Genomic DNA, 26,082 nt, shown 5'->3' on the forward strand with positions numbered 1-26,082 from the left:
GGAGAAGGCGTGCCCATCTCGCGATGCCGGGCGTCAGGTTGCAGCAAGGATGAGCTGCTATCGTGAGTTTTCACAAGTGCCGGAAACGCGTTAAATCAAAAGGTAATGATGGATTTTGAATGTTTCGCATGAAGTTTTTCGGAGCGGAATTTTCTTAACGAATCCGCCGCTTCAGGGGCGGCGTTAACCATTTGTTAACCATATTCGAGGTACCTAATTGTCAACGATTTGTTTACCAAGATGACCAAAGTGCTAACAGACCAGCGTTCGATCCGTATCAAAGGCCGCTCCTTCCTCGCAGTCGTCCTGTCTCCCGAATCTCCGGTCGATCAATGGCTGGAAAGGCTCGATGATCTCGCCGCCCGTTCGGCGGGCTTTTTCCTGTCGCGTCCGGTGGTTCTGGATGTGTCGGAGCTGTCGCTCGACAAGGCGGGGCTGAAGGAGCTGCTGGCGGCGCTGAGGGAGCGCAATGTCGGCATCATGGGTATCGAGGGCGTTCGCCCCTCGATGATCGAGCCGGGCATGCCGCCGTCGCTGAAGGGCGGAAAGCCCGCTTCCGATGTCGAGGTTGAGCCGGTCGCCATCGCCGCCGAACTGCCGGAGGAAAAGCCGCGCGCTGCCGGTGAGGTCAGGGCCGTGGTGCCGTCGCTGGTCATCAACGAGCCGGTTCGCTCCGGCCAGTCGATCATGTTTCCCGAGGGTGACGTGACTGTCATCGGTTCTGTCGCCTCGGGGGCGGAAATCATCGCCGGCGGTTCGGTGCATATTTACGGTGCCCTGCGCGGTCGCGCCATGGCCGGTTCGCTTGGAAATGTCTCGGCGCGCATCTTCTGCCGCAAGCTCGAAGCGGAGCTTCTGGCCATCGACGGCGTCTACAAGGTGGCCGAGGACATTGACGACAAGCTGCGCGGCCAGCCCGTTCAGCTCTGGCTGGAAAACGATACGATCAAGGCCGCAAAGCTTGGCTGATAACAGAGAAACAACACAGGAACAGGAGAGCCATATGGGGAAGGTAGTCGTTGTAACTTCCGGCAAGGGCGGGGTGGGAAAGACCACCTCGACCGCAGCGCTTGGCGCCGCACTGGCGCAGAACAAGGAGAAGGTCGTGGTCGTCGATTTCGATGTCGGCCTGCGCAACCTCGATCTCGTCATGGGTGCTGAACGCCGCGTGGTTTACGATCTCGTCAACGTCATTCAGGGCGACGCCAAGCTGACGCAGGCGCTGATCCGCGACAAGCGCCTCGAGACGCTGTTCCTTCTGCCTGCCTCGCAGACGCGCGACAAGGACAATCTGACGCCGGAAGGTGTCGAATGGGTCATCAACGAGCTGAAGAAACACTTCGACTGGGTGATCTGCGACAGCCCCGCCGGTATCGAACGCGGCGCGACGCTGGCTATGCGCCATGCGGATGTGGCCGTCGTCGTCACCAATCCGGAAGTCTCCTCGGTGCGTGACAGCGACCGCATCATCGGTCTGCTGGATTCCAAGACGCTGAAGGCCGAACGCGGCGAGCGTATGGAGAAGCATCTGCTTCTGACGCGTTACGACGCTTCCCGCGCCGAGCGTGGCGACATGCTGAAGGTCGACGACGTTCTGGAAATTCTCTCCATTCCGCTGCTCGGCATCATTCCCGAAAGCACGGATGTGCTGCGGGCGTCGAACGTCGGCGCACCGGTCACGCTGGCGGATGCCCGCTGCGCGCCGGCCATGGCCTATTTCGACGCCGCCCGCCGCCTGTCCGGCGAGGATATTCCGGTGGTCATTCCGGGTGAGAAGCGTGGCATCTTCTCCAAGATCTTCGCAAGGAGGGCTGCATGAGCATCTTCAGTCTTTTCCGCAAACAGAAGTCGGCACCGCTTGCGCGCGAACGCCTGCAGGTGCTGCTCGCCCACGAAAGGGCATCCTCGGGCTCCGATCTGGTCGCCATCCTCAGGGAAGAAATTCTCGGCGTCATCGCCAAGCATGTGCAGATCGACAATGATCGGGTGCATGTGAAGATGGATCGCGACGAGCATGTCTCCATTCTGGAGATCGATGTCGAGATTCCTCTGGGTGCCGATCTGCGCGCCGCGTAAGATACGTCTCGTAAAACGCCGCCCATCACCGGGCGGCGTTTTCATTCTGCTGTCGTATCGACGGGTTTTCGAAACGCCTCGGCCAGATCGCCGGGCAGCGGACGCTTCAGGTTGATGCCGTTCGGCGGGATAGGCGCATTGAACCATTTGTCGTAGATTTTCTCGATTTCGCCGCTCTCATAGATTTGGCCGAGCGCCTCGTTAACGGCGTCGCGGAAGCCGGTATCGCCATGGCGGAGCATCAGGCCATAGGGCTGTGGCGGGGCGAGATATTCATCGGAGATGACGTAGTCTTCCGGCTTGCCGGTCTCGGCAACGAAGGATCGCAGAAGTATATCGTCCATGACGAAGGCGGAGGCACGGTTTTCCGTCACCATGTCGAAACTGCCCTCGGTGCTGTCATTTTGCAGAACCGCGACGTTCAGCCCCAGTTTGCGATTGAGCACATTGAGTTGGGTGATGTTGATGGTTCCCGTCGTCACCACCACCGTTCGCCCGGCGAGATCGGCGACGGTGTTCAGGCCGCTCGATTTCAGCGCCACATAACGGGTGCCGGTGATGAAGTGGCTGTAGGAGAACCACACGGCCTTGCGCCGCTCCTCGGTATTCGTGCTCGCCACGCATTCCATGTCCATCGTGCCGTCATTGAGAAGCATGATGCGGTTGCTGGGTGTGCGCTTGACGAACTCGACCTTCAGTTCCGGCAGGCCGAGCTTTTTCTTGATGGAATCCGCCACTCTCAGGCATAGCTCGATGCTGTAGCCGATAGGCTCCGGCCCGGTGCCGAGATAGGAAAAGGGAATATTGCGATCGGCATAACCGAGCTTGATGGTGCCGGTTCTGGCAATGGTTTCAAGTGTCGGCGGTTGGGCATCCTCGCTCACCGCCCGGGTGGGCAGAAGACTTGAAAAAACGAGCATAAGCCATAATGTCGATCTCTGCATCGCGCATCTCCAGCCAAAATAATCCGTCAAAACATTTTCATGAAAATCGATACGGGTTGGCGCCTTGCGCTCTCAGTCCTGGTATTCGCTCGGATGTTCGTATGCCTGTTTCAGAGAGGCGGCCATCGGCAGGTTCAGGTTCATGCCGTTTGGGGGAATGGGCTTGGTGAACCATTTTTCATAAAGGCCATGAATGACCGGCCCGGTGAAAATATGCCGAAGGCTTTCATTGACCGCCGCCTTGAAACCGGGGTCGTTGCGCCGGAAAACCAGGCCATAGGGTTCGGGGGCGCTCAGCGTTTCCTCAGAAAGCGCATAGAGGTCCGGATTCTCTGACGTCGCCGCGAGCGCCGCGAGCAATATGCCATCCATGACAAAGGCGGAGGCCTTGCCGGAAACCACGAGTTCGAAGGCCTCCTCATTGGTTTTCGTCGGCATCACAGAGATATTGAGGTTTTTCGCCCGGTTCACGGCATTGAGCTGCTCGATATTGACGGTGCCGGAGGCGGATGTGACGGACCGCCCGGCGAGATCGGCAAGGCTTTTCAGATTGTCCTGCTTGCGAGAGAGAAACTGCGTTGCGGTCATGAAATTGGGATAGGAGAAATCCACGATCTTGCGGCGTTCGCTATTATTGGTCGTGGCCGCGCATTCAATGTCGATCTGGCCGCCGCGGACAAGAATAAAGCGGGTCGCGGGTGTCGCCTTGACGTATTCGAGTTCGATCCTGTCGAGCTTCAGTTTCCTGCGAATATCTTCGCTGATTGCCCGACAAAGATCGGTCGAGAAACCGGTGACCTCCCCATTCGGCAATTGATAGGAAAAGGGCGGTTCGGCTTCGCGATAGCCGATGCGGATCTTTGCGGTTTTGGCGATCTGCTGAAGTGTGTCGCCTTCGCCGGCAGCCTGGAGAGGCGTGATGGGAGCAAGACATGTGAGGAAAAGGCAAAATACTGAAAGACGCATTTTATGTCCTCTAGGCCGGCGGCCGGTTTCTCAAATGGCTTTTTGCGGTGGGCAATAGGTTTCCTGTGTCGGTCTACCGATATCGCCGAATTCATCCTTCGCAATTGGAGCGATGACGGCGCGGTTCTTGAGAATGCGGGCAAGCGGCGCGGGCTCGGCAAAATAATAGCCCTGCGCTTCGTCGCAGCCGGAAAGCTTGAGCGCTTCGACCTGCTCCCTGTTTTCAACGCCCTCGGCGGTTACCTTAAGACCGATCTGTTCAGCCATGTCGATGACGGTGTTGACGATGGCGGAACACATGGGATTGGACGGCAGGCCGGAGACGAATTCCCGGTCGATCTTGATCTTGTCGAAGGCGACATGGGTGAGCGTGCTGAGCCCCGCATAACCGGTGCCGAAATCGTCAAGCGCGAGGCGAACGCCCCTTTCCTTCAGCAGTTTCAGGGCTCGGGCGCTGTTATCGCGCTCCAGCATGACCGTTTCCGTCACTTCCAGTTCAAGCCGTTCCGCCGGGAAGCCGGATGTTTCAAGCGCCCGGTCCACGATCGGGACGATGTCGTCATTGCTGAGCTGAACGGCGGATAGATTGACGGCGAGCCTGATATCCTTCGGCCATGTCATCGCATCCCTGCAGGCCTGCGCCAGAACCCACTCGCCCAACGGCTTGATGAAGTTGTTTTCTTCGGCAAGCGCGATGAAGCGGTCCGGTGCGATGAGGCCAAGCTTGCTGTGCCGCCAGCGGGCCAGCGCTTCATAAGCGACGATGCGACCGCTCTGCAGATTGACAACCGGCTGGTAGTGCAGCTCGAATTCCTGGTTTTCGAGCGCGGATTTCATGTCTATTTCCAGCGCATGCTTGTGCTGCGCTGCCATGTCCATGCCGGGCTCATAAAAGACGAAATAGCCGCAGCCCATGGATTTCGCCCGGTAAAGACCGAGATCGGCATGTTGCAGAAGCTGCGTTGCAGATGTGCCGTGGCCCGGCGCGCAGGCGATGCCGATGCTGGTGTCGATGCTGATATCGCTGCCTTCGAGACTGAAACTGCGCGAGACGGCATGCACCACCCGCGCGGCCAGCATCGCCGCGTCGCTCTCGCAGTCGCCGTTTGCCGATTGTATGATGGCGAATTCGTCGCCGCCGAGACGGCTCACCATGTCGTTTTCACCAAGCACGGCGGAAATCCGCGAGGCCACCGCCACAAGCAGGGCATCGCCGGCGGCGTGTCCGAGTGTGTCGTTGACGGCCTTGAAGCGGTCCAGATCGAGCAGCATGACATTGAATGGCTGGCCTGACGCGGCAAGCTGTTCGAGACGGTTTTCGAGCGTCTTCATCAGCAGCACGCGGTTTGGAAGTCCGGTCAGTGCATCGTGATGGGCCATATGTTCCAGCTGCTGCGCCATATCGCGTATCTGCCGCAGGCGTCCGCGTTCCAGAACCGCCTCGCGCAACGTCTCAATAGCGGTGGCCATGTCGCCGATCTCGTCTCGCCGCTCCTGAAACGGCGTGGCGACATCCGTTTCCTCGCGGGCGATCCGAAGCGTCGCCTGCACCAGCGCCGGGACCGGTTTCAGGAAATGCCGGGCGATGACGGTCACCAGCACGCCGGTAACGGTCAAGACCACGATCAGGGCGGCAAGCGAATTATAGATGAGCTTGCGCTGCGCGCCATAAAGCGCGTCCGAGCCGCCAATGCTGACGGCGACCGCGCCGATGGGTTTCTTCGTTTCCGTGCTGATGATCGGCAGCAGGCCGATATAGTGGCTGGATTCGCCGATGGTCGCAAAACCGGTGGAAAAACGCGCGGCGACCGCATCCCGGGAAAAGATGGGATCGGTAGCGAGCGGCTTTTCACCGTCATCGGTGGCGTTGTCGAAAGCTGCCGCGATCTGCCGGAAGCCGGAATCCGCCTCGTCATAACGGAAAAGCCAGACGGCATTCTTGGTCTGTGCGCCGATAAGCGCGAGAACGTCGCTGGGGTTGAAGCCGGTAACGAGAATGGATTCGTCGTCGCCGATGGGCTTGTCGGTCAATATGCCGTTGACCTGCCCGTCGGCATCGGCTGTGACGCTGACATAGGTATAGATGCTGCGAAGCGTGGCGCTGGCGATCTGCGAATTGACGCGGGCCTGATTGAGCCATTGCTCGCTGGCCGCGGCGACGAACATATACCAGCCGACAAGCGCGCCGACGCTGTAGGAAAAGATCACGCCGCCGAGGAATATCAGGGTTATCTTGCTGGCGAGCGAGCGCCGTCGCGAAAACCGGCCTGTTTCCGGCTGCGTTGGTGAGCGAAGCGTGTGGCCCGGTTCAACCTGTCTATCCGTCCCGCGATAGGCAGTCTCTTCCATTCGCGATAGTCCCCCGCGATGTCGCGTTATAATTGTTTTATGGAATTTTATAGGGCATGCGTTTCAATGCTGTCTGCTAAATAATTCAACAAAGTTTAGATGCGATTAAGAATTAATCCGTCTTTTTATAGTCGTAGCTTATATAAGAGATGACGTCCCTGCACCTCAGGTTGAAAAAATCGGAGGTTGGAGGTGAGCCGTCAAGGATAAACTCTAAAATTCTGCTATTTCTGCCATGTTTTCCGATCCAGCATGCCGGTCATCGATAACGCGGCGATTGGCCTTGCCAACTGGCCGATAAACGGCATCTTGCGCGTAACATGCCGTTTTCAGGGAAGATATCATGGCTCATAAAGGCAAAAACATCGCGCAGCTTTCCGTTCTCCTCCAGAGCGGCCATCTCGATCCGCGTGCCCTGGTAGAAGAGACACTGGACGCGGTCGGCAGAGAGGACGATCACGCTATTTTTATCGAGTTGACGGCAGCGCGGGCGATGTCGGAGGCGGAAGCCGCGGCAAAACGCATTGGCGATGGCCGCTCCTGTGGTGTGCTCGATGGTATTCCGGTGGCCTGGAAGGACCTCTTTGACCTTGAAGGCATGGCGACCACGGCGGGGTCGACGGTGCTTGCCAACGATAAGCCTGCGTCTCGCGACGCGGATGTGGTGACGTTGCTGAAACAGGCGGGCATGATCTGCATCGGCCGCACCAATATGAGCGAGTTCGCGTTTTCCGGTCTCGGCATCAATCCGCATTACGGTACGCCACGCAATCCTGCTTCTATGGATGGTCACCGCCTGCCGGGAGGCTCTTCGTCGGGTGCGGGCGTCGCGGTCGCTGCCGGTCTGGTGCCGGTGGCGATAGGTACCGATACCGGCGGATCGGTGCGTATTCCCGCCGCCTTCAACGGCGTGGTGGGTTACAAGGCAAGCCGTGGCCGTTATTCGATGCGCGGCGTTTATCCCTTGGCGAAGAGCCTCGATTCGCTCGGCCCGCTCACGCATACCGTGAAGGACGCTGTCTGGGTGGATGCCGCCATGCGCGGCAAGGCCGCTGCCGATCTCACGCGCGCGTCTCTTTCCGGCCTGTCGGTGGTGGTGCCGGAAACGGTCTTTTTCGATGGCATCGAGGATGGCGTCGCAGCCGCTTTCGAGCAAGCGGTGGAACGTCTCGTCCGCGCCGGCGCCTCGGTGCGGCGGCAGGCATTCCCGATTTTTTCGGAACTGTTCGATCTTATGAGGGAAAAGGGCGCGCTGGTGACGGCGGAAGCCTTCGCCCTGCACAAGACCCGGCTGGAAGGTGCCGACGCCGCGCGCATGGATCCGCGCGTGGTGGCACGAACGAAGCTTGGCGCGAATATTTCCATGCCTGACTATATCGCCATCATCGAGGCGCGCGAACACATGACGGCGGCATTTTCCGGCATGATTGGCAGGCAGGAACTGCTGGTATCGCCGACATTGCCGCATGTCGCGGCCAAGGTCGCGCCGCTTCTCGAAAGTGACGATGCCTTTTTCGCCATGAATGCGAAAACCCTGCGCAACACCCAGATCGGCAATTTTTTCGATCTCTGCGGTGTTTCGATCCCGTGTGGAACGGGCGATGCGGGCATGCCGGTCGGCCTGCTGCTTTCCGGCCTGCACGGCACGGACGATCATGTTCTCAGCGTGGCGATGACGGCGGAAGAAATCGTTCGGGGTTGAGGGAGATTCATCCCCCTCGGGTTGTCGGCAACGTAAAAATATCCTTCGTCATCCTCGGGCCTGTTCCAAGGATCTGCTCTCTGCTTATTCAACGTGATTAGATCCTCGGTTGAGACGATGCACGGCGGTCACGCAATAAAGTTCTCCCCCCTTATTATCAGTTTTCCAAACTTTTTTATCGGTTACCCCGCGGTGCCTGCTTGCGCGCGCCGTCCCGCCTCCTATGTCAGACGGGCTACGAAGGCGTAGCACCCGTTCTGGCGTTTAAGGGGCAGGGCGGGTTGGTCCTCCCAGGGAAAACGAACATGCTTATCGAAAAACTCAACTGGCGTTACGCCACCAAGAAAATGGATCCTTCCAAGGCCGTGTCGGAAGACAAGGTCGAGCGCATTGTCGAGGCGGCGCGGCTTGCCCCCACCTCCAGCGGTCTTCAGCCCTTCGAGGTGATCGTCGTCACCGATCCCGAAGTGCGCGCCAAAATCCGCGAAATCGCCTGGAACCAGGCGCAGGTGACAGACGGCTCGCATCTGCTGGTGTTTGCGGCATGGGACAACTACACCGAAGAGCGGATCAACCATATGTTCGATCTGGTCAACGAAGAACGCGGCATCAAGAATGAAGGCTGGGAAGCCTATCGCCAGATGCTGCTTTCCACTTATCCGCAGCGCGATCAGCAGGTGAATTTCGAGCACGCCGCCCGTCAGGCCTATATCGGCTTCGGTATGGCCGTGGCCCAGGCTGCCTTTGAGGGTGTGGATTCGACTCCGATGGAAGGTTTCGATCCTGCCAAGCTCGATGAAATCCTCGGCCTGCGTGAAAAGGGCCTGCGCTCCGTCACCATCCTGCCGCTCGGTTATCGCCAGCCGGAAGGCGACTGGCTGGTGAGCCTGAAGAAGGTGCGCCGCCCGGCCGATGAATTCGTCAGCCGCGTCTGATTTTACGCCGCTCGCAAAAGCTAAAGCATTTCCAGGAAAAGTGGAATCCGGTTTTCCGTCCGGAAATGCGGCACACAAAGAGCTGGAGCATTTTCGCGATTCGAAGAACGCGAAAATGCTCCAGACTGCCGCAGGGCTGCATACGCGGCTTTGCGGTAGATTTTTTCTCTCTTTTCAGATAATTGAAAAAACATCCCTGTTAAAAGGTGGCGTGTGCGGGCAAGTATGCGCCATCGAATTGCCGATCCCCGGCATTTCTGAGTGAAAGCCTGACGAAATGACCCGGAAAATCAGCTGTCATCGAATGTGCCCGAAGGCTGCATGAAGAGAGCGGTTCAGCACCGCAACAGGATTTTTTGAGACCCGATCCGTCACGCATTCCCAGAGTTTACAATGAGTTTTCCATCCAGCGCGGCATCCCCCGCGCGCCAAGAACAGGCGGTCCCTGAAGGGTCGGCAAAGGAGCCTATGGTCACGTTTGAAGGCGTGACCAAGACCTTTGGCGGCACGGGCGGCAAGCCGGGCTTCGCAGCCCTTGCCGGTATCGACTATGTCGTGCCGAAAGGCTCCATCACCGGCATCATCGGCCGCTCCGGTGCGGGCAAGTCCACGCTCATCCGCCTCGCCAACGGCCTTGAAAAGCCCTCGACCGGCCGCGTGGTCGTCGATGGCGTCGATGTCGCAGCGCTCGATGAGAAGAGCCTGCGCACGCTGCGCCGTTCCGTCGGCATGATCTTCCAGCACTTCAATCTGTTGTCCTCGCGCACCGCTTTCGACAATGTGGCCCTGCCGCTCGAAATCGCCGGCATGGGCAAGAAGGAGATCGAAACGCGGGTCGCGCCGCTGCTCGATCTCGTCGGCCTTTCGGACAAGGCGAAGCGTTATCCGGCGGAACTCTCCGGCGGCCAGAAGCAGCGTGTCGGCATTGCCCGCGCGCTCGCCACCCAGCCGAAGCTGCTCCTTTCCGACGAGGCGACATCCGCGCTCGATCCGGAAACGACGCAATCCATTCTCGAACTGCTGAAGCGCATCAATGCCGAGCTGGGGCTCACCGTGCTGCTCATCACCCACGAGATGGAGGTGGTGAAGACCATCGCCTCGCAGGTGGCTGTCATCGACAGGGGCCTGATCGTCGAGGAAGGCACGACCTTCGATATCTTCACCGCGCCGAAACACGAGACGACCCGCAGCCTGCTGTCGTCCTCGGTCGGCGTGAAGCTGCCGCACTGGGTCACTTCGGGCCTGAAACCGCAGGCGACGGAAGGCGACCGTGTTCTGGTGCGTCTGGTGTTCTTCGGCGAGACGGCCTTCCAGCCGCTGACGGCGCGCCTCGTCGCCGAAATCGGCCCGGACGTGAACATCCTTGCCGGCACCATCGAGGAAATTTCCGGCCAGCCCTTCGGCTCGCTGGTCGTCTCCTATCCGGCTTCGGCGGATGTCACCGCCCGCGCCAATCGCTTTTATGCTGAGACCGGTCTTCACACGGAGGTGCTCGGTTATGTCGCCTGATATGCTGTTCAGCCTTCTTTCCAAGGGCCTGTTGCAGACGCTGCACATGGTCGCCGTTGCCGGCATCGTCGGCTCGCTGATCGGCGTGCCCATGGGTGTTTTCCTTGCCACCAGCGGCAAGGGCGAGCTGTTTCCGGCGCCGATTACCAACCGGATTCTCGGCCTCGTCGTGAATGCCGCGCGCTCCACGCCCTTCATCATTCTGGTGGTGGCGATCATTCCTTTCACCCGCCTCGTCGCCGGCACCTCCATCGGCACCAGCGCGGCCATCGTGCCGCTGACGGTCGCGACCGTGCCCTTCATCGCAAGGCTGGTGGAAGCGGCGATCCGCGAGGTGGACAAGGGCCTGATCGAGGCCGCCCGTGCCATGGGCGCCACGCCGCTGCAGATCGTGACCAAGGTGCTTCTGGCCGAGGCGAAGCCCGGCATCACGCTGGCGCTCACGCTCACGCTGGTCAGCCTCATCGGTTATTCGGCCATGGTCGGCGCGGTCGGCGGCGGCGGGCTGGGCGATCTCGGCATCCGCTACGGTTACCAGCGCTTCATGCCGGATGTGATGCTGGTCGTGGTTCTGGTGCTCATCGTGCTGGTGCAGCTGGTGCAGAGCGCCGGCGACAGGCTGGCCCGCAGCTTCGACAAGCGGACCCGGAAGAATTAACTGCGTTTATAATAACAACCCAAGGAGACACCATGAAGAAACTCATTCTCGCGGCCTCGCTCGCCGCTCTCTTCACCGCCGGTCAGGCGCTGGCAGAGACGATCAAGATCGGCGTAACCCCCGCCGAACACGCGCAGATCATGGAGCAGGTGAAGAAGATCGCGGCCGCCAAGGGTCTCGATATCGATATCGTCGAATTCTCCGACTATGTCGTGCCGAACCAGGCGCTGGCCGATGGCGAGCTGCAGGCCAACTCCTTCCAGCACCAGCCTTACCTCGACAACCAGATCGCTGACCGCAAGTTCGATCTCGTCAGCGTCGGCACCACCATCACCACCCCGATGGGCGTTTATTCGAAGAAGGTGAAGAACCTCGACGAGTTGAAGGACGGCGCAACCGTCGGCATTCCGAACGACCCGACCAATGGCGGCCGCGCGCTGCTGGTTCTCGCTTCCAAGGGCGTGCTCAAGGTCAAGGAAGAGGCCGGCCTCAAGGTAACGCCTGCCGACATCACCGAAAACCCGAAGAACATCCAGATCGTCGAACTCGACGCCGCCCAGCTGCCGCGCTCGCTTGACGATACCGACGCTTCGGTCATCAACACCAACTATGCGACGGCTGCCGGCCTGAACCCGAAGAAGGACGCCATCGCCATCGAAAGCGAAAAGTCCCCTTACGCGAACGTCATCGCCGTTCGTGCGCAGGACAAGGACAAGCCATGGGTGAAGACGCTGGTTGAATCCTACCAGAGCCCGGAAGTGAAGGCATTCATTCTGGAAAAGTACAACGGCACGGTCATCCCGTCCTGGTAAGCCGCTCCGGCACTGAAAAGTCACGACCTCTCCCGTTCGCGGGGGAGGTTTTTCTTTTGAAGGCGTGTGCAAATCCACCTTCCATGAAAAACCCCGTGCATTTCAGGGAAGGATTTTTCAGCGCCTCCGCCAGACTGTCGTTTTATACCCGTAGTTTTTTGGGGCGGGGCCACAATGCGGCTTAACCGCTTTTGAATGTTTCCTTCGGAAGATGATGCTTTCGAAGGGGATTTTATGCGGATTGCGCCGCGCAACATTGGGGACTATTTGCCGGTCGGGCGCAGAACCGCCGTGGGCGTTGTCTTGTCCACCTTCGCGCTGGTGCTTCTCATCGTCACCGCGCTGGTTTTATCCGCCTTGAGCCAGGTCCGGGAAAAGGCCAACCTGCTCGACAATGCCCGTTCGCGCGAGACGACGGCGGGCGCCCTCGTCACCTTTCGCGAACAGCTCGGCGCGACGCTGAACGACTACGCCGCCTGGGACGACGCCGCCGAATATGTCTATGCTCCTGATCGTTTCGACTGGGTGGCGAGCAATTATGGCGAGATGACGGTCAATAACGATCTCTTCGATACGGCCGTGGTCATCGATGAGGACGGCAAGGTCCGCATGGCCTATCAGGACGGCAAGCCGGTGGCATGGAAGCCGGACGCCTATTTTGCCGGCGGCCTGAGGGAAATGATCGAGCGCGTGCGTTCCATGCGTCCGGGCATCACCTCGCAGATGACCGGCTTCGTCAAGACCGGCGATGGTATCGCCGCCGCGGGGGTTGCGCTCGTGCGGATGAAGTCCGGGGCGCTGCCGCCGGTCGGTGCGGAGCGGCGTTACCTGGTTTTCGCCCGTCATCTCAAGCAGGCGACGGTGGACAAGCTTGCCCGCAATTACGTCATCGACGGTCTGGAACTGCAATATGGCGACGGGCTTGCCGCCAACCATGTGGATATCGTCAATCCGCTGGGGGAGGTGCTGGCCCGGCTCGTCTGGCGCTCGCACCTGCCGGGAGACATCAGCTTTCATGAGGCTCGGCCGGTCGTCTTTACCGCGCTTGGCATTGCCGGCACGTTTTTTCTGGTGCTGCTCATCATCGGTTCGGCCACGCTCGACCGCCTGAAGGCGGATGAGGCGGCGGCGCGGGAGGAGGCGCTGCGCGACCGGCTGAGCGGGCTCAGCAACCGCGCCGGGCTTTTCGCCAGGCTTAACCGCATGGTCGACAGGGGCCGCCATGACAAGACGGATATCAAGCTGCTCTATCTCGATCTCGACGGTTTCAAGGAAATCAACGATTCCTACGGCCACGCCGCCGGCGACCGGCTGATCAAGGGCGTGGCCGCGGCGCTCAGGGTGCTGGTGCCGGAAGGCGCGGTGCTGGCGCGGCTCGGCGGCGACGAATTCGCCATCGCCATTCAGGGCAACGACGTCTGGGCCGAAGGCCGCAAACTGTGTCTGGCGCTTCTCGAACTCTTTACCGAGCCTTTCAGCATCGGTGAAAGGGTGGCGAGCATCGGTTGCAGCATCGGCACCTCGGTTTCCCGTGCCGGCGACATAAATGGCGAGGAGCTGCTGCGGCGTGCCGATATGGCCATGTATCAGGCCAAGGAGAACGGGCGCGGGCGTTACGTTTCCTATGAGCTGAAGATGGATGCGCTGCGCGAGGAAAAGCTGCAGCTCGAAGCCGATCTTCGCTCCGCAATTCTGAACGACGAAATACAGGTGGTCTATCAGCCGGTCGTCAGCGCCGCCACGCGCTGTATTACCGGGGTGGAGGCGCTGGCCCGCTGGCAGCGGCCGGGATATGGCTTCGTCCCGCCGGATATCTTCATCGCCGCTGCCGAAACCAGCGGCCTTATCGACCGGCTCGGCCTTCTCGTCCTGCACAAGGCCTGCGAGACGGCGCAGCAATGGCCGTCCATCAAGCTCTCGGTGAATATCTCTCCCGTGCAGTTCCGCAATCCGGCCTTTTCCGGCCATGTGGCCGATATTCTCGACGCGACGCAGACGCCGCCCGAAAGGCTGCGGCTGGAAATGACGGAAGGTTATTTCATCCAGCATCCGGAACGGGCGAGTGCGGCCATCGACAAGCTGAAACAGCTTGGCCTGCATATAGCGCTCGACGATTTCGGCGCCGGCTTCGCCAGCGTCGGTTATCTGCGCCGCTTCGGTTTCGACCGCATGAAGATCGACCGTTCGCTGATCATGGCGCTCGACAAGGGCGGCCGGTCGCTGGAAATGCTGCAGGCCACCGTGGCGTTGGCAAAGTCGCTCGATATTCCGGTGACGGCCGAAGGCGTGGAGACGGAAGAGCAGGCGGCCATCCTGCATCTGTGCGGCTGCGATGAATTGCAGGGTTACCTGTTCTCGAAACCGGTCGCGGCGGAAGAGATCACCGCCATGCTGGACGGGCAGGATGCGCCGCTTTTTGCGTTGCGGGCAGGGGCGTGAGGCTGATTACTTCCACCCATTCTTGATCACCTGAAGGTGCGGCCCATTTCTTCTCCCCGCCGGGGAGAAGGTGGCCCGAAGGGTCGGATGAGGGGGCCACGCTGCCGGATTTCGGAGAGCTTGCCCCCTCATCCCGCTGCCGCCGACTTCTCCCCGGCGGAGAGAAGAAATACGCGGGAGCCGCTCAATCGAAATCCTACTCTGAATGCCGATAGCCGACCCGGCTTACCGCCCCAGATGCCGTTCGCCGCGCTTCTTTGCCAGTTCGATCTGCTGCTGCCGGTCGCGGAAGCGCTGGCGGTCCTCTTCGCTGCGGTCTTCGTAGCAGCTCGGGCAGGACACGCCTTCCTCGAATTTGGGGGACAGGCGCACTTCCGGCGTGATCGGGTTGCGGCAGGCGTGGCAGAGCTGGTGGTCGCCTTCGGCAAGGCCGTGCACCACCGAGACGCGCTCATCGAACACGAAGCAGGCGCCTTCCCACAGGCTCTCTTCTTCCGGCACTTCTTCCAGATATTTCAGGATGCCGCCCTTGAGGTGATAGACCTCGTCGAAACCCTGTTCCTTCATGAAGGCGGTGGCCTTTTCGCAGCGAATGCCGCCGGTGCAATACATGGCGATCTTCGGCTTGTTGTGCAGGCCGGGATTGTTCTTCACCCAGTCGGGAAACTCGCGGAAGGTTTTCGTCTGCGGATCGACCGCGCCCTTGAAGATACCGATGGCGGTCTCGTAATCGTTGCGGGTGTCGATGACGATCGTATCCGGATCGGAGATCAGCTCGTTCCAGTCGCGCGCCTCGACATAGGTGCCGACGATGCGGTTCGGATCGATATCCGGCACGCCCATGGTGACGATCTCTTTCTTGAGCTTCACCTTCAGCCGCACGAAAGGCATGTGCGAAGCGCGGCTTTCCTTGTGCTCCAGTGCCGCAAATTCCGGCTGGGCGCGCAGAAAGGAGAGCACGGCGTGAATACCCGCATCCGGCCCGGCAATGGTGCCGTTGATGCCTTCGGCGGCAAGCAGCAGCGTGCCCTTGACGCCGTTTTCCTGGCAGAGCGCGAATAACGGCTCGCGCAGGCTCTCGAACCGCGGCAGGCGGGCGAAATGATAAAGCGCGGCCACAAGGAAATCACCAGAGACTTCCGGGCGGGGGAGAATGGTCGTGTCGGTCATGGGCGCTGAAATACAGCGACGGCGGCCGCAAAGCAATATTTATCAGCGGTTCCGGGTATTTTGAAAATCGTCAAATCGGGAGGGTTTGCGGGCTTCCTGTCACTCCTGCTGCCGTGTGCAGGCAACAGGGTGTTGCATTGCCGCCTCCGTCATTCCGGCCTTGAGCCGGAATCCAGCCGACGCGCGTCTGCGCGGCGGGATGAGTCTTTTCAGCCCAAGGACTTGGGCTGGCTGGATTCCGGCTCAAGGCCGGAATGACGGAGGTGGGTGAGCGCCGAAAGTGGCGTTTGGCCTACTTGGCCGCCTGCCGCCACAACAGGCCGACGATGCGGCTTTCGGTGCGGGCGGACTCGGAAAACACCTCGTTCGCCAGCGCAAGGCCTTCCGTGCGCAACGCCTGCTGCCGCTCGATGATGGCATCGAGCAGCAGGGCCAGCCGCTCGCCATTGCCGAAACGGTCCGGCTCGCGGTCGGCGACGGCGGCGAGGACCGAGAGATCGTGCTCGTGGCCGAGAATATCCACCAGCCGCTTGGTATCGGCCCGCTTGGCGCGCATGGCGGAGGGCCAGAGCCGGCGCATCAGGCCAAGATGCATCCAATAGGCCTGCCCGGACTTGCGCAATTCATGGAAATGCTCGACGTCGGCCTGCTCGTGGCAATCGGTGAGCGCCTTGCGCGCCCTTTTTCGCTGTTTCGCCCAGGCGCTTCTGAGCAGCCGGGCGGTGTCTTTCAAAGCATCCGGTAGCGACAGGTCCTCAAGCTTCCTGCGCGCTTCCCCGCAGCCGGCAATGGCGGCGGCAATGGCCTCGTCGAGACCCGCCTCATGTTCTATCGCGTCGTCGCGGCGCGCGCGCAGCATCGCGGTGATCGACCGCAGCGCTTCGCCCTGCGCGTCCGAGCGGGCGAAGGCCTCGAGATATTCCGCCGTCTCCACCAGCGCCGTGGCGTCCCGCGCAAAGGCGAGGGAGCGGGCGATATCGCGAATACGGGCGTTTTCCTCGCGGCCGAAATCCGGCGCCGCCTTGCGGATGAGGCGATAGAGGGCGCGCAGCCGCTTGAACCGCTTGCGGGCGTCGTGCACGGCCTCGTGCGATCCGGACGGCTGGTCGCGAAGGATCGTGACCGTATCGTCGATCAGCTCCAGCCCGGCCCGACGGATTTCGTTATCGAAGGGCTTTTTCGGATCAATTCTGAAGGGCATCCGGCAAGTCTCCGTTCGGACAGTCCATGGCGAGCGACTGGTTGGAGAAGCGCTTGTCTCCGGTGACTTCCCGGCCCAGCCAGGACGGCAGATCGGGATCCGCATTCTCGTCGTTCATTTCCACTTCCGCCACCACCAGCCCGTGATATTTCCCTTCGAAAACATCCACTTCCCAGGTGAAGCCGCCATGATCGACGGTGTGACGGGTTTTTTCGATCACCACGCCCGGTGCGCTCGCCATCAGCTCCTCGGCGTCCTTGAGGGGTATGGAATATTCATATTCGTCGCGGACAAGCGCGCTCGCGCCGATCTTGATGGTCAGGGTCGCATCGCGCTGGTCGACGATCCTGACGCGGACCGAGCGGTTTTCCATCGAGGCGACATATGCCTGCCGGAAAGCCATGCTATGCGTGACCTCATTGCGCCATTCACCGCCTGCAACAAGAAACTTCCGTTCAATTTCCTTGGCCATGCTGTCTCCGCAAACTGGGGCGCCAGATTATCGCAATATGATAGTGTGATGAAGCGAATTGATTGAAGTATCTGGATAAAAATGCGGCTGGCGCGCCTCGACATGAAAGCCGAGGCAGGCTAATCGGTAGACGGAATTTCAATCGTTTCAATTGCGCAAGGGAGGCTCATCTTGGCCCAGGACTCCGAAAAACTGCTCTCCATCCTCAAGCTCCAGCCGGTCGTGCCGGTGCTGATCGTGGATGATGCCGCTTCCGCCGTGCCGCTTGCGCGCGCTTTGGTCGCAGGCGGCCTGAAGGCGATCGAGATCACCATGCGCACACCGGCGGCGCTCGATGCCATCCGCGCGGTTGCGGCGGAAGTGGAGGGCGCGAATGTCGGCGCCGGCACCATTCTCAACGCCAAGGATTTCGAAGCGGCGGCGGAAGCCGGCTCCACCTTCATCGTCAGCCCCGGCATCAATAAAAGCGTGCTGGAAGCCGCGCGCGGTTCCAAAGTGCCGCTGCTTCCGGGTGCGGCCACCGCAAGCGAAGTCATGGCGCTGCGCGACGAGGGTTACAAGGTGCTGAAGTTCTTCCCCGCTGAACAGGCTGGCGGCGCGCCTTATCTCAAGGCGCTGTCCTCGCCGCTCGCCGGCACGGTCTTCTGCCCGACCGGCAGCGTGTCGCTCAAGAACGCCAATGACTATCTCTCCCTGCCGAACGTCGTCTGCGTCGGCGGTTCCTGGGTTGCCCCGCGCGAACTGGTAGCGACGGGTGACTGGGCGGGCATCACCAGGCTCGCCGCCGAAGCCGCCGCACTGCGCGCCTGATTTGCATTCTGTCAAACCCGTTCACGAAGGCGTGAGCGGGTTTGACATTTGTATTCGGCCCACGGCTTCCTATCTCCCCTGTAGATTTGACCTCTACAGGAGATTTTGATGTTCGACGCCAAGAAGCTTCTTGAACAATTCCTCGGCTCGCAGGTGCCGGGCCTTTCGGGAAGCGTCCGTGACAGAGCCGGGCAGGCCGCCGATATCGCCAAGAATAATCCGCTCAAGGCCGGCGCGCTCGCCGCCGCCATTCTGGGCACCAAGACCGGCCGCAAGCTCGCCGGCAATGTCGCCACCATTGGCGGTGTCGCCGCCATCGCCGGTCTCGGTTACCTCGCCTACAAGAATTACAAGTCCGGCCAGGCGCCTGAAGCCGCGCCGAAACCCGAGCCGGAGCTTCTCGCCCCGCCCGCCGATTCCGCCTTCCATCCGCAATCGCCAGCCCTTTCCAACGATTTTGCGCTGAAGCTCATCCAGGCGATGATCGCCGCCGCCAAGGCGGACGGTCATATCGATGAGAAGGAGCGCGCCAACATCATGGACAAGGTGCAGGTCTCCGGCCTCGATAGCGAAGCCGAGCGTTTCCTCGAAAAGGAACTGGCCGATCCGCTCGACATCGATGCGCTGGTGGCTGCCGCCCGCACGGAAGAGCAGAAGGTGGAGCTTTACACCGCCTCGCGGCTTGCCATCGAGGCGGATACGCGGGCGGAGCGGGGCTATCTCGACCTTCTGGCCGGGCGGCTTGGGCTGCCGGATGCGCTGGTCGACCATATCGAGGCGACGGTGGTGGCGGCGAAGGTTTGAGGTAGGCGTTTAGCCTCGGCGGGTGTGGCTCACCCCCCTCTGCCCTGCCGGGCATCTCCCCCTCAAGGGGGGAGATGCCCGGCAGGGCAGAGGGGGGTGAGCCACACCCGCCAGGGCCACCGCATCCCACCCCACATGCACTGTTGTCATCCCGCCCCGCTTGCCCTAATCCTTCTCCCAGCAAATGGGGAAGAGAATGCGCGATCTGAGTGATTTCAAGGGATGTCCGCCGCCGCAGCCGGTGGTGTTGAAGGGCCGTTACGTGACGGCGGAGCCGTTCGATCGCGAAAAACATCTTGCGAGGCTCTGGGCCGCACTTGGCGGTGAGGGCGTGAATGCGCTGCTCAAATATTTCCCGCAAAATGCCTTTCCCGATGCCGACGCCTTTGGCGACTGGCTCATCGGCGCGGGGCAGAAGCTCAACTGGGTCACGCTGGTCTTCGTTGAAAACGCCACCGGCGATATCGTCGGCATGGCGAGCTATATGCGGCCCGATCCCGCCAATGGCGTGGTCGAGGTGGGCTCCGTCGCCCATGGCGCGAAGATGAAGCGCTCGCCTCTTTCCACCGAGGCGCATTACCTGATGGCGAAACATGTTTTCGAGGATCTGGGGTATCGCCGTTACGAGTGGAAATGCCACAATGAAAACGAGCCCTCCAAGATAACGGCGAAGCGTTACGGCTTCACCTTCGAGGGCATCTTCCGCCAGCATATGATCTCGAAGGGGCAAAATCGCGATACGGCGTGGTTTTCCATGATCGACGGCGAATGGCCGTTGATCGGCAAGGCCTTCGAAGCCTGGCTTGCGCCGGAGAATTTTGCGGCCGATGGCGCGCAGAAGCGCAAGCTTGAGGATATCCGTGCGGAGTTTGCCGATGTCTGAAAACCCGGCGCCTGAAAAGCCGAGCCCCGGCAAGAAGGATTGGTCGCCGGCCATCGCCGCCGCCCTCATCATCGTCGGTTTCGGGCTGGTCTTCTTCGTCATGCCGAAGATCATGCTGTGGCTCGGCGATTATTCGCCCTGGCTCGCCGCTGCCTTCGGCACGGTGGCGGTGCTGTGTTTCTTCCTGCTGTTCTGGCTGCGCGCCCGTTACCAGCGTCGCCGTGACGGTTAGAGCTGAAGCGACGCGCCGAGCAGCAACAGCCCCATGATGAGCACGAACAGCGCACCGGCGATCTCTATCGCATGGCTGATGCCGGCTGCCCTGCGGCCGCCGGGGCCGGCGAAACGCACGGCGAGGCCCTTTGCCGAGACGGCCATGATGGCGAGCAGCGATACCGTTATCGCCGTGCCGAGCGACATGGCGAGGACGGAGAGCACGCCGCCGAGATAAAGCCCGTTCAGAAGCGCGAAGCTCATGACGATGATCGCGCCCGAGCAGGGCCTGAGCCCGACCGCGATGATGGCTGACCATGCCTCATGCAGGCTGAAGTTCTTTCCCTTCAGCAGCATCGGATCCGGCGCATGGGATTTGCCGCAGGCGGCGCAGAGATCGCCTGTGCCGTCATGGTCGTGATCGGCAAAAACCGGCTTGCCCTGAAACCGGAGGCCAGTGCCCATGCCGGTGGTTCTGCCGGCCGAGGTTTCACCTGCCGCCGCGAAAACCGCGACAGGTTCGCGCCGGATGCGCAGTGACCAGAGTTTTCGCACCAGCAGCCAGGCGCCGAACAGCGCCACCATGGCGAAGCTGGCGATCTCCATCGCCTGCGTGGCCTTCGTCATGGTGATGGAGGTGCCGCGCAGCACCAGCCAGGCCGCACCGACGAGGCCGACGGCGACCGCACCCTGAATGAGCGCCGAGACGAAAGAAATGAGAATGCCGCGTTTCAGCTGCGTTTCATTGGCGATCATGTAGGACGAAATGACCGCCTTGCCGTGGCCGGGGCCGGCGGCGTGGAAAACGCCATAAGCAAAGGAGAGGCCGATCAGCGAGCTGAGCGCCCAGCCATCCTCACGCATGGCCTTCAGCGCGCCGGTCAGCGCACGGTAGAACATCTGCTGGTGCACGTTGATCCATTGCATCAGCGGCGCGAAGGGGCCGCCGACGGAAAAGGAAGGTTCGGCCGATCCGATGCCGAGCGGCGATTGCGCATGGGCCGCACCGGCCACTGCAATGAGGCCGATGGCGACGGCGAAGAGGCCGGCCCTGCGGCTCAGCATGAGACCTCCAGCCGGGTGGCGAAGAGCTTGGTCATGTCGGTGCCGGTCGGATCGTTGAAGAAGGCGTCGGTGAGCGTGCCCTGGTTCTGCGAGATCACCTCGTCGGGATCGGGACGGACGACATGATGCTTGCAGGCATTCAGATCCTTGCCCTGCGTGGCGATATCGCCATCCTTGGCGAAATCGATCGCCGTATACATGGTCGGATCCCAGGCGCCGAAGCTGAGCTTGCCCTTGACGGCCAGAGGCTTGGCCGGCTTCACGGAGAAGAACATCAGGATCTGCTGATCCTTATAGTCCACGTGAATGGCCTCGGGCTTGGAAAATTCCACCGGTTTTCCATTGGCGGTGATGAAGGTGTAGTAGGAATATTCGGCGAGCGATTCCAGGACGGTATTGCCGATTTCGGCCAGCTCGTCCTTGTCGAGCTTCAGATCGCTGTTCTTGTCGTAATCCATCACCACGCTTGCCGAGAACATCTCGTCGAAACGCCAGATATTGCGCACTTCCTGAACGGTGCCGTTCGGCCCCTCGACGATTTCCATGCGGGCTTCGGCAAAGATATGCGGATGCGCCGCCGCGGCGACGGGAACGCAGGCAAGGCCGGCCGCGAGGAGCAAAAAGCGTCTGTTCATTATCCGGTCTGTCCTGCCTTCGAATCTGGAAGGTCTGACTCTAGCAGAAATTGGGACCGAATTTCGACCTGATGCGGCTGATCCTTCGCGCGGGCTGACGTTAAATTTCAGAAGGTGCCGCTGAAACGCGAGGTGATGCTGGAGCCGCTATAGGCAAGATCGGTATCGCGCTCGCCATGCAGCAGGCGGTTGAACTCCACTTCCAGCTTGCTGTTCTTGCCGGTATCGAAGGAAAGCGTCGCGACCAGCCGGCGCTCGCTGGTATCGTAATTATAATAGATCCAGTCCTTGTGGACCCGGTGCAGCGCAAGATCGAGCCCCACCTTTTCGGTGAGCCTGCTTTTCATGACGAATTGAAAGCGGCGATGGAATTCGGCAATCGGGTCATCCGGGTCGAAAAGCGCATAGTCCTGCGAAAAGCCCGCGCCGAAGGCGATGCGCTCGGTGGCTTTCACCTCGGCCTCGGCCCGCAGATAGGGGCGGGTGCGCTTTACCTTGTCGCTGATCTCATCGCCGGAAATGGATGTGAAGCCCGCTTCGGCCAGAACCGCGAAACGGTCGGAGAACCTGTAACCATAGGCCAGAGAACCTCGCAGCGTGTTCGCCGGGAAACGTTCATATTTTTCCTGCTGTCCCTCAGGCACGGCGATGCGGTCGTAAGCAAGCGTCAGCCCGGCCTCGCCGCCACCGAGCGATCGTGCATGTTCGGCCTTCAGCGATAAAAGCGCCTCGTTCGCTTCCAGTCGGGTGGGCAGGAAATAGGCCGGGCGGAACCGCGCCTTGCCTTTCATCAGGCTGGCGAGGCTTGCCGTCAGCGTGTTCTTGCCGCCAAGGGCGAGGATGCCGAGCTGGGAAGACGCCTCCAGCTTGTGATCCAGCTGCCGGTAACCAATGTCTTCTTCCGGCAGGTGCAGGAAAATATCGCCGGCATCGCTGCGGGTGCCGCGCAGCTCAAGGGCCCATTCCAGCTTTTCGGAAAATCGTTTCGTCAGCCCCAGTGCCGCGATGGTGTTATGTTCATCGGCGAAACGATAGCGGGGCAGGCGAACCTCTTCCTGCTCGAGCGAATAGCGCAGCTCAGCCCCCTCCAGCGCGATCTTGCCATTGAGCCCGAAGCCGGCGCGCAGCGAAATCGCGCTCAGCCGGTTGGTGTCGGCGAAATAATTGCTGTCATAAGCAATGCCGGATTTATAGGTGACATTGTGTTCATCGGCCTTTTCCCCCGCCCGCGCGCCGTAGGCGCAGGCAAGCCCGAGAACAAGCGCGATATATCCCCCCACCCGCATGCGCATCTCCGGTCCCTAATTAAGCAATATCTTATATTTGGATGGTTAATAAAGTTTCCCGCGCCGCTTTACTGTTGCGGCACAGGTGCTGACCGACATTGTTTGAGCAAGGGGCGGGAGCGCGAAGTCGCGATATGTAAAATTTGATTAAAATGACAAGTATTAGTGTTAATCGTTTATTGTAATATTAGCCTTTGCTTGAATTAGAATCCTCTAAATATACAGTTCAGTTACGCCAGATGGCGTGATCAAACAAAAGAGGAGAGAGAAATGATTGCAAAGTTCGCTTGTGTAGCCGCTATTCTTACTGTCGCTTCCGTTGGTCAGGCCAATGCGGGCGGTCTTCTGGGAGGCATCCTGTCCGGCAACAGCAACAAGGGCGGCGCCCTTGTCGTCGTCTCGCCGAGCATCGATCTCGGTGTCAGCGGCATCCTGTCCAATAACGGGATTCTGAATGGCAACAAGACCGGCATCCTGAACGGTGTGCTGAACGGCAACAAGACGTCCGTCGATGTCATCGACAACAAGAATGACGGCGGCAAAAAGCGCCGCCACTAACCGAAACGTGGAACGGGATGGCGAAACCATCGGGCTTTTCTCCATCCCGCTCCAACGCAACAGCTCGAAAATCATCAGGGATTTTCGACGCAGACGATGCGCGCAGCGCATAAGCCGGCAATGACCCTCGAGTTGCGTGTGTTTGACGCATGGCGTTTCCGGCAAGAACAAACGGCGCATCGCATGACTGGAAGAGGGCCTCGCGGCCCTCTTTTTTTGTCCGCGTCGCCGATGTGAACGACGCGCACAGAAGTGCGGGATGGCCACTACTCGTGGTGGTCTTTGTGATGCGGTTGGAGCCGTTTTTACGTTGCGGCGGCCGACTTGTGAATATCCGCGTTAATTCTAATTTATATTTGGTAAATATTGCAGATATTAATCGAAATACGTTTCATGACGGCTATTTTATCTGCGCTATTTACGCGATTTTAACCACGATGTTCTTCAATCTACGGGTGCGTTAACCCCGTCACGACACTGCGCTTCTGGTCGCGAAATACTCGCAGCCCGCAGGTGACGGGATGTTATTTTCAAGGAGCTATCGCATGTTGAAACAATCACTTCTCGCGCTCGGCCTGCTCGGTGTTTTCTCCGGTGTGGCCGTTGCCGCCGATGCCGTCAGCGAGATTCCGTCCGCGCCGGTCGTCAACGACGTTGCGCCTGCCTTTTCCTGGGATGGTGTTTATGTCGGTGCGTCTGCGGGTTACGGCTGGAACCGGGTTAAGTCGACCACTTTCGGCGTCACCACGGAGCATGAATTTGACGGCGGCCGTTTTTCCGGTTTCGCGGGTTATAATTTTGAAGTTGCCCCTTCCGTCATTCTCGGCGTCGAGGGCGATCTCGGTTACGCCTGGGGCGACAAGACCATTGTCACCAGCGAGGTTTCCGCAGGCCTGAACGGCTCCGCACGCCTGCGCGCCGGTTACGCCATCGACCGCGCGCTGATCTATACCGCCGCCGGCTACACTGCGACGGATAGCGAAGTCAAAGCGCCGTTCGGTGAGGACAGCAAGGTTCTGCACGGCTGGACGGTCGGTGCGGGTGTCGATTATGCCTTCACCAACAACCTGTTTGGGCGCGTCGAATATCGTTACAACGACTTCGGCAAGGAAACCTACCGTACCGGTCCGATCACCTCGACCGGCGATGTAAGCGAACACGTCGTCAAGGTTGGCCTCGGCGTAAAGTTCTGACGGTTATTCCGTTTTCGAAAAGGGGCGGCGCAGCGTTGCGACGCCCCGCGCGCCTGATGCGGCGATCCTTGCATCAATCCAGCGGACGTTCCGCCGAAGGCGAAAACGCACATTGCCTTTCAAGGCAGGCTTGAACAGCTGGCCGTTTTGGTGTGATTGTGGTCGCCGTCATCCCGTCCCGCCTCCCAGCCTTCAGTCGATTCCCATGCTACAGAAAAGCACTTTGCCGGGCGCTTTCGATCGTCAGGCCTATATGATCGCCCTGCTGGTTTTTATTGCCGGCAGCACCAATGCGGCCGTCGTGCCATTTATCGGTTTCTATATCATCCAGGTGCTTGGCCATCCGCCGGCAACAGTCGGTTTTTACAGCGTGACGGCGGCGCTGGCTTCGATTGCCGCCAGCCGTGTTTATGGCGAGCGCGTCGATGCCGGGGTAAGGGTGAGGCCGCTGTTGATACTTTCCGTGTGCGGCGCTTTTGTCGCGGCGGCTGCGGCGAGTTTCGGGCATCTGGCGCTGCTGGTGGCGATAACGGCGACCGGCATGGGGCTTTCCAATGCCGCCAGCACGCTCATTTTCAGTTACGGCCGGTATCATGGCCGGGTGAAGGCGCTGGATACGGCCGCCTATAATGCCTTCCTGCGGACGATGGTGTCGCTGGCATGGATGCTGATTCCCGCCGCCGCCTATCTGATCTTCGACCTTGCCGGCGCGAAGGCCGTGTTCGTGAATGCCATGCTGATGGCGGTCATCTGGGGCGGGCTTGCCCTTGCGGTCGTGCCGCGCGACCAGACCAGCCCAATGGAGCGGCGACAGGCGGGTGACGACGATACACGGCGCAACCTGCCGCTGCTTCTGGCGGCGGCCGCCAGCTTCTGCATGTCTTTTGCCCACGCTCTCTGCGCCTCGGCCCTGCCGGTGTTTCTGGTGCGGGAGGTCGGCCTGCCGGATTACGTGCCGGGCCTGTCGCTCAGCGTCAAATGCGCCATGGAGGTTCTGTTCATCCTGCTTGCGCCTCGAATGATGCGCCGCTTCAGCGCCCGCCTGCTTCTGGGCGTTTCAGCGATGATGGCCATCGTCGCCTTCAACGTCATAGCCTCCGTCACCACATTGCCGGCCATGATCGCGGGTGCGGCGCTGGAAGGCGCCTATTACGGCCTTTGCGCCGGCACTTGCCTTACCTTCGTGCAGGGATTTGCGCGCGGCCGCACGGCCCGGGCGACGGCGCTCTACATGAACTCCATCTTCCTTGCCGCGCTTTTTGCAGTGCCGCTGATGGGGTTCGTGTCGCAATATGCAAGTTTCGGCGTCTCGATCCGGCTCGCTTCGGTTGGCGCGGGCGCGGCCTTGCTGCTCCTGTTTCTGACGCGGCGGCAGGTGGGGGAGTAGGGTATTGCAGGGGGG

General features: G+C 60.5%; 26 protein-coding genes. 17 read left to right on the forward strand and 9 right to left on the reverse strand.

The window, feature by feature from the left end; translation table 11 throughout:
- The first annotated feature begins 240 nt into the window (after positions 1-240).
- From minC to minE, 3 genes are read left to right on the forward strand one after another with little or no spacing between them, the layout of a single operon-like run.
- Complete coding sequence (gene minC / locus EM858_RS03790) at positions 241-969, forward strand: septum site-determining protein MinC (RefSeq protein WP_164865295.1); 729 nt, start codon at positions 241-243, stop codon at positions 967-969.
- Positions 970-1,003: 34 nt separating this feature from the next.
- Positions 1,004-1,819 (forward strand): septum site-determining protein MinD, encoded by an 816-nt coding sequence (gene minD / locus EM858_RS03795; protein ID WP_003506498.1) that lies wholly within the window; start codon positions 1,004-1,006, stop codon positions 1,817-1,819.
- Positions 1,816-2,076 carry a cell division topological specificity factor MinE gene (minE, locus tag EM858_RS03800; protein ID WP_020809474.1) on the forward strand — a complete coding sequence of 87 codons (261 nt, stop codon included), beginning with the start codon at positions 1,816-1,818 and terminating at the stop codon, positions 2,074-2,076. Before minD ends, minE begins: the two co-directional genes overlap by 4 nt.
- A gap of 41 nt (positions 2,077-2,117) precedes the next feature.
- On the opposite strand, the gene EM858_RS03805 is transcribed toward minE, so the two are convergent.
- The 3 genes from EM858_RS03805 to EM858_RS03815 form a co-directional block, all read right to left on the reverse strand.
- Positions 2,118-3,020, reverse strand: coding sequence for an amino acid ABC transporter substrate-binding protein (locus EM858_RS03805; RefSeq protein WP_127755857.1), 903 nt, complete (start codon positions 3,018-3,020; stop codon positions 2,118-2,120).
- 72 nt (positions 3,021-3,092) lie between these two features.
- The gene (locus tag EM858_RS03810) at positions 3,093-3,986 is read right to left on the reverse strand and encodes an amino acid ABC transporter substrate-binding protein (RefSeq protein WP_020809472.1); all 894 of its coding nucleotides are present in this window, start codon (positions 3,984-3,986) and stop codon (positions 3,093-3,095) included.
- 30 nt (positions 3,987-4,016) lie between these two features.
- Positions 4,017-6,335 (reverse strand): EAL domain-containing protein, encoded by a 2,319-nt coding sequence (locus EM858_RS03815; RefSeq protein WP_080819094.1) that lies wholly within the window; start codon positions 6,333-6,335, stop codon positions 4,017-4,019.
- 343 nt (positions 6,336-6,678) lie between these two features.
- Between EM858_RS03815 and EM858_RS03820 the strand changes: the two genes are divergently transcribed.
- The 7 genes from EM858_RS03820 to EM858_RS03850 all read left to right on the forward strand — a co-directional run bounded on the left by EM858_RS03820 (position 6,679) and on the right by EM858_RS03850 (position 14,390).
- Positions 6,679-8,037 (forward strand): amidase, encoded by a 1,359-nt coding sequence (locus tag EM858_RS03820; RefSeq protein ID WP_127755858.1) that lies wholly within the window; start codon positions 6,679-6,681, stop codon positions 8,035-8,037.
- A gap of 305 nt (positions 8,038-8,342) precedes the next feature.
- Positions 8,343-8,972 carry an NAD(P)H-dependent oxidoreductase gene (locus EM858_RS03825; RefSeq protein ID WP_127755859.1) on the forward strand — a complete coding sequence of 210 codons (630 nt, stop codon included), beginning with the start codon at positions 8,343-8,345 and terminating at the stop codon, positions 8,970-8,972.
- Positions 8,950-9,237: a hypothetical protein gene (locus EM858_RS03830; RefSeq protein ID WP_127755860.1), complete on the forward strand. Its 288-nt coding sequence runs from the start codon at positions 8,950-8,952 to the stop codon at positions 9,235-9,237. The genes EM858_RS03825 and EM858_RS03830 overlap by 23 nt, the downstream gene beginning before the upstream one ends.
- Before the next feature lie 203 nt (positions 9,238-9,440).
- Positions 9,441-10,481, forward strand: coding sequence for a methionine ABC transporter ATP-binding protein (locus EM858_RS03835; protein ID WP_127755861.1), 1,041 nt, complete (start codon positions 9,441-9,443; stop codon positions 10,479-10,481).
- Positions 10,471-11,139, forward strand: coding sequence for a methionine ABC transporter permease (locus EM858_RS03840; protein ID WP_127755862.1), 669 nt, complete (start codon positions 10,471-10,473; stop codon positions 11,137-11,139). Before EM858_RS03835 ends, EM858_RS03840 begins: the two co-directional genes overlap by 11 nt.
- A gap of 32 nt (positions 11,140-11,171) precedes the next feature.
- The gene (locus tag EM858_RS03845) at positions 11,172-11,951 is read left to right on the forward strand and encodes a MetQ/NlpA family ABC transporter substrate-binding protein (RefSeq protein WP_004433407.1); all 780 of its coding nucleotides are present in this window, start codon (positions 11,172-11,174) and stop codon (positions 11,949-11,951) included.
- Between the two features lie 195 nt (positions 11,952-12,146).
- Positions 12,147-14,390, forward strand: a complete 2,244-nt coding sequence (locus EM858_RS03850; RefSeq protein ID WP_164865296.1) for an EAL domain-containing protein — start codon at positions 12,147-12,149, stop codon at positions 14,388-14,390.
- 225 nt (positions 14,391-14,615) lie between these two features.
- Here the strand turns inward: EM858_RS03850 and EM858_RS03855 are convergent, their stop codons facing one another.
- From EM858_RS03855 to EM858_RS03865, 3 genes are all read right to left on the reverse strand, one after another.
- Complete coding sequence (locus tag EM858_RS03855; RefSeq protein WP_127755864.1) at positions 14,616-15,560, reverse strand: rhodanese-related sulfurtransferase; 945 nt, start codon at positions 15,558-15,560, stop codon at positions 14,616-14,618.
- Between the two features lie 292 nt (positions 15,561-15,852).
- The gene (locus EM858_RS03860) at positions 15,853-16,761 is read right to left on the reverse strand and encodes a CHAD domain-containing protein (RefSeq protein WP_127755865.1); all 909 of its coding nucleotides are present in this window, start codon (positions 16,759-16,761) and stop codon (positions 15,853-15,855) included.
- The gene (locus tag EM858_RS03865; RefSeq protein WP_065655372.1) at positions 16,745-17,233 is read right to left on the reverse strand and encodes a CYTH domain-containing protein; all 489 of its coding nucleotides are present in this window, start codon (positions 17,231-17,233) and stop codon (positions 16,745-16,747) included. Before EM858_RS03865 ends, EM858_RS03860 begins: the two co-directional genes overlap by 17 nt.
- A gap of 171 nt (positions 17,234-17,404) precedes the next feature.
- On the opposite strand from EM858_RS03865, the gene EM858_RS03870 reads away from it, so the two are divergent.
- From EM858_RS03870 to EM858_RS03890, 4 genes are all read left to right on the forward strand, one after another.
- A complete protein-coding gene (locus tag EM858_RS03870) occupies positions 17,405-18,043 on the forward strand; it encodes a 2-dehydro-3-deoxy-phosphogluconate aldolase (RefSeq protein WP_077984065.1) in 639 nt (212 codons plus the stop codon).
- 108 nt (positions 18,044-18,151) lie between these two features.
- On the forward strand, positions 18,152-18,847 hold the full coding sequence (locus EM858_RS03875) for a tellurite resistance TerB family protein (RefSeq protein WP_004445183.1): 696 nt from the start codon (positions 18,152-18,154) through the stop codon (positions 18,845-18,847).
- 196 nt (positions 18,848-19,043) lie between these two features.
- Complete coding sequence (locus tag EM858_RS03885) at positions 19,044-19,730, forward strand: GNAT family protein (RefSeq protein ID WP_127755866.1); 687 nt, start codon at positions 19,044-19,046, stop codon at positions 19,728-19,730.
- Positions 19,723-19,962 (forward strand): hypothetical protein, encoded by a 240-nt coding sequence (locus tag EM858_RS03890; protein WP_127755867.1) that lies wholly within the window; start codon positions 19,723-19,725, stop codon positions 19,960-19,962. Before EM858_RS03885 ends, EM858_RS03890 begins: the two co-directional genes overlap by 8 nt.
- Here EM858_RS03890 and EM858_RS03895 read toward each other — a convergent pair.
- The 3 genes from EM858_RS03895 to EM858_RS03905 form a co-directional block, all read right to left on the reverse strand.
- Positions 19,959-21,008 (reverse strand): nickel/cobalt transporter, encoded by a 1,050-nt coding sequence (locus EM858_RS03895; RefSeq protein WP_127755868.1) that lies wholly within the window; start codon positions 21,006-21,008, stop codon positions 19,959-19,961. The genes EM858_RS03890 and EM858_RS03895 overlap by 4 nt on opposite strands.
- On the reverse strand, positions 21,002-21,643 hold the full coding sequence (locus EM858_RS03900; protein ID WP_164865297.1) for a DUF1007 family protein: 642 nt from the start codon (positions 21,641-21,643) through the stop codon (positions 21,002-21,004). Before EM858_RS03900 ends, EM858_RS03895 begins: the two co-directional genes overlap by 7 nt.
- A 107-nt stretch (positions 21,644-21,750) precedes the next feature.
- Positions 21,751-22,929: a hypothetical protein gene (locus tag EM858_RS03905; protein WP_127755870.1), complete on the reverse strand. Its 1,179-nt coding sequence runs from the start codon at positions 22,927-22,929 to the stop codon at positions 21,751-21,753.
- A 270-nt stretch (positions 22,930-23,199) separates the two neighbouring features.
- Here EM858_RS03905 and EM858_RS03910 point away from each other — a divergent pair, with 270 nt between their 5' ends.
- The 3 genes from EM858_RS03910 to EM858_RS03920 all read left to right on the forward strand — a co-directional run bounded on the left by EM858_RS03910 (position 23,200) and on the right by EM858_RS03920 (position 26,067).
- Positions 23,200-23,487, forward strand: coding sequence for a hypothetical protein (locus tag EM858_RS03910; RefSeq protein ID WP_004433441.1), 288 nt, complete (start codon positions 23,200-23,202; stop codon positions 23,485-23,487).
- Between the two features lie 545 nt (positions 23,488-24,032).
- Complete coding sequence (locus tag EM858_RS03915) at positions 24,033-24,680, forward strand: outer membrane protein (RefSeq protein WP_127755871.1); 648 nt, start codon at positions 24,033-24,035, stop codon at positions 24,678-24,680.
- A gap of 205 nt (positions 24,681-24,885) precedes the next feature.
- Complete coding sequence (locus tag EM858_RS03920) at positions 24,886-26,067, forward strand: MFS transporter (protein WP_127755872.1); 1,182 nt, start codon at positions 24,886-24,888, stop codon at positions 26,065-26,067.
- The last annotated feature ends 15 nt before the right edge of the window (positions 26,068-26,082 follow it).

The organism is Agrobacterium sp. CNPSo 2736 (assembly GCF_004005385.1).
Taxonomy (GTDB): Bacteria; Pseudomonadota; Alphaproteobacteria; order Rhizobiales; family Rhizobiaceae; genus Agrobacterium; species Agrobacterium leguminum.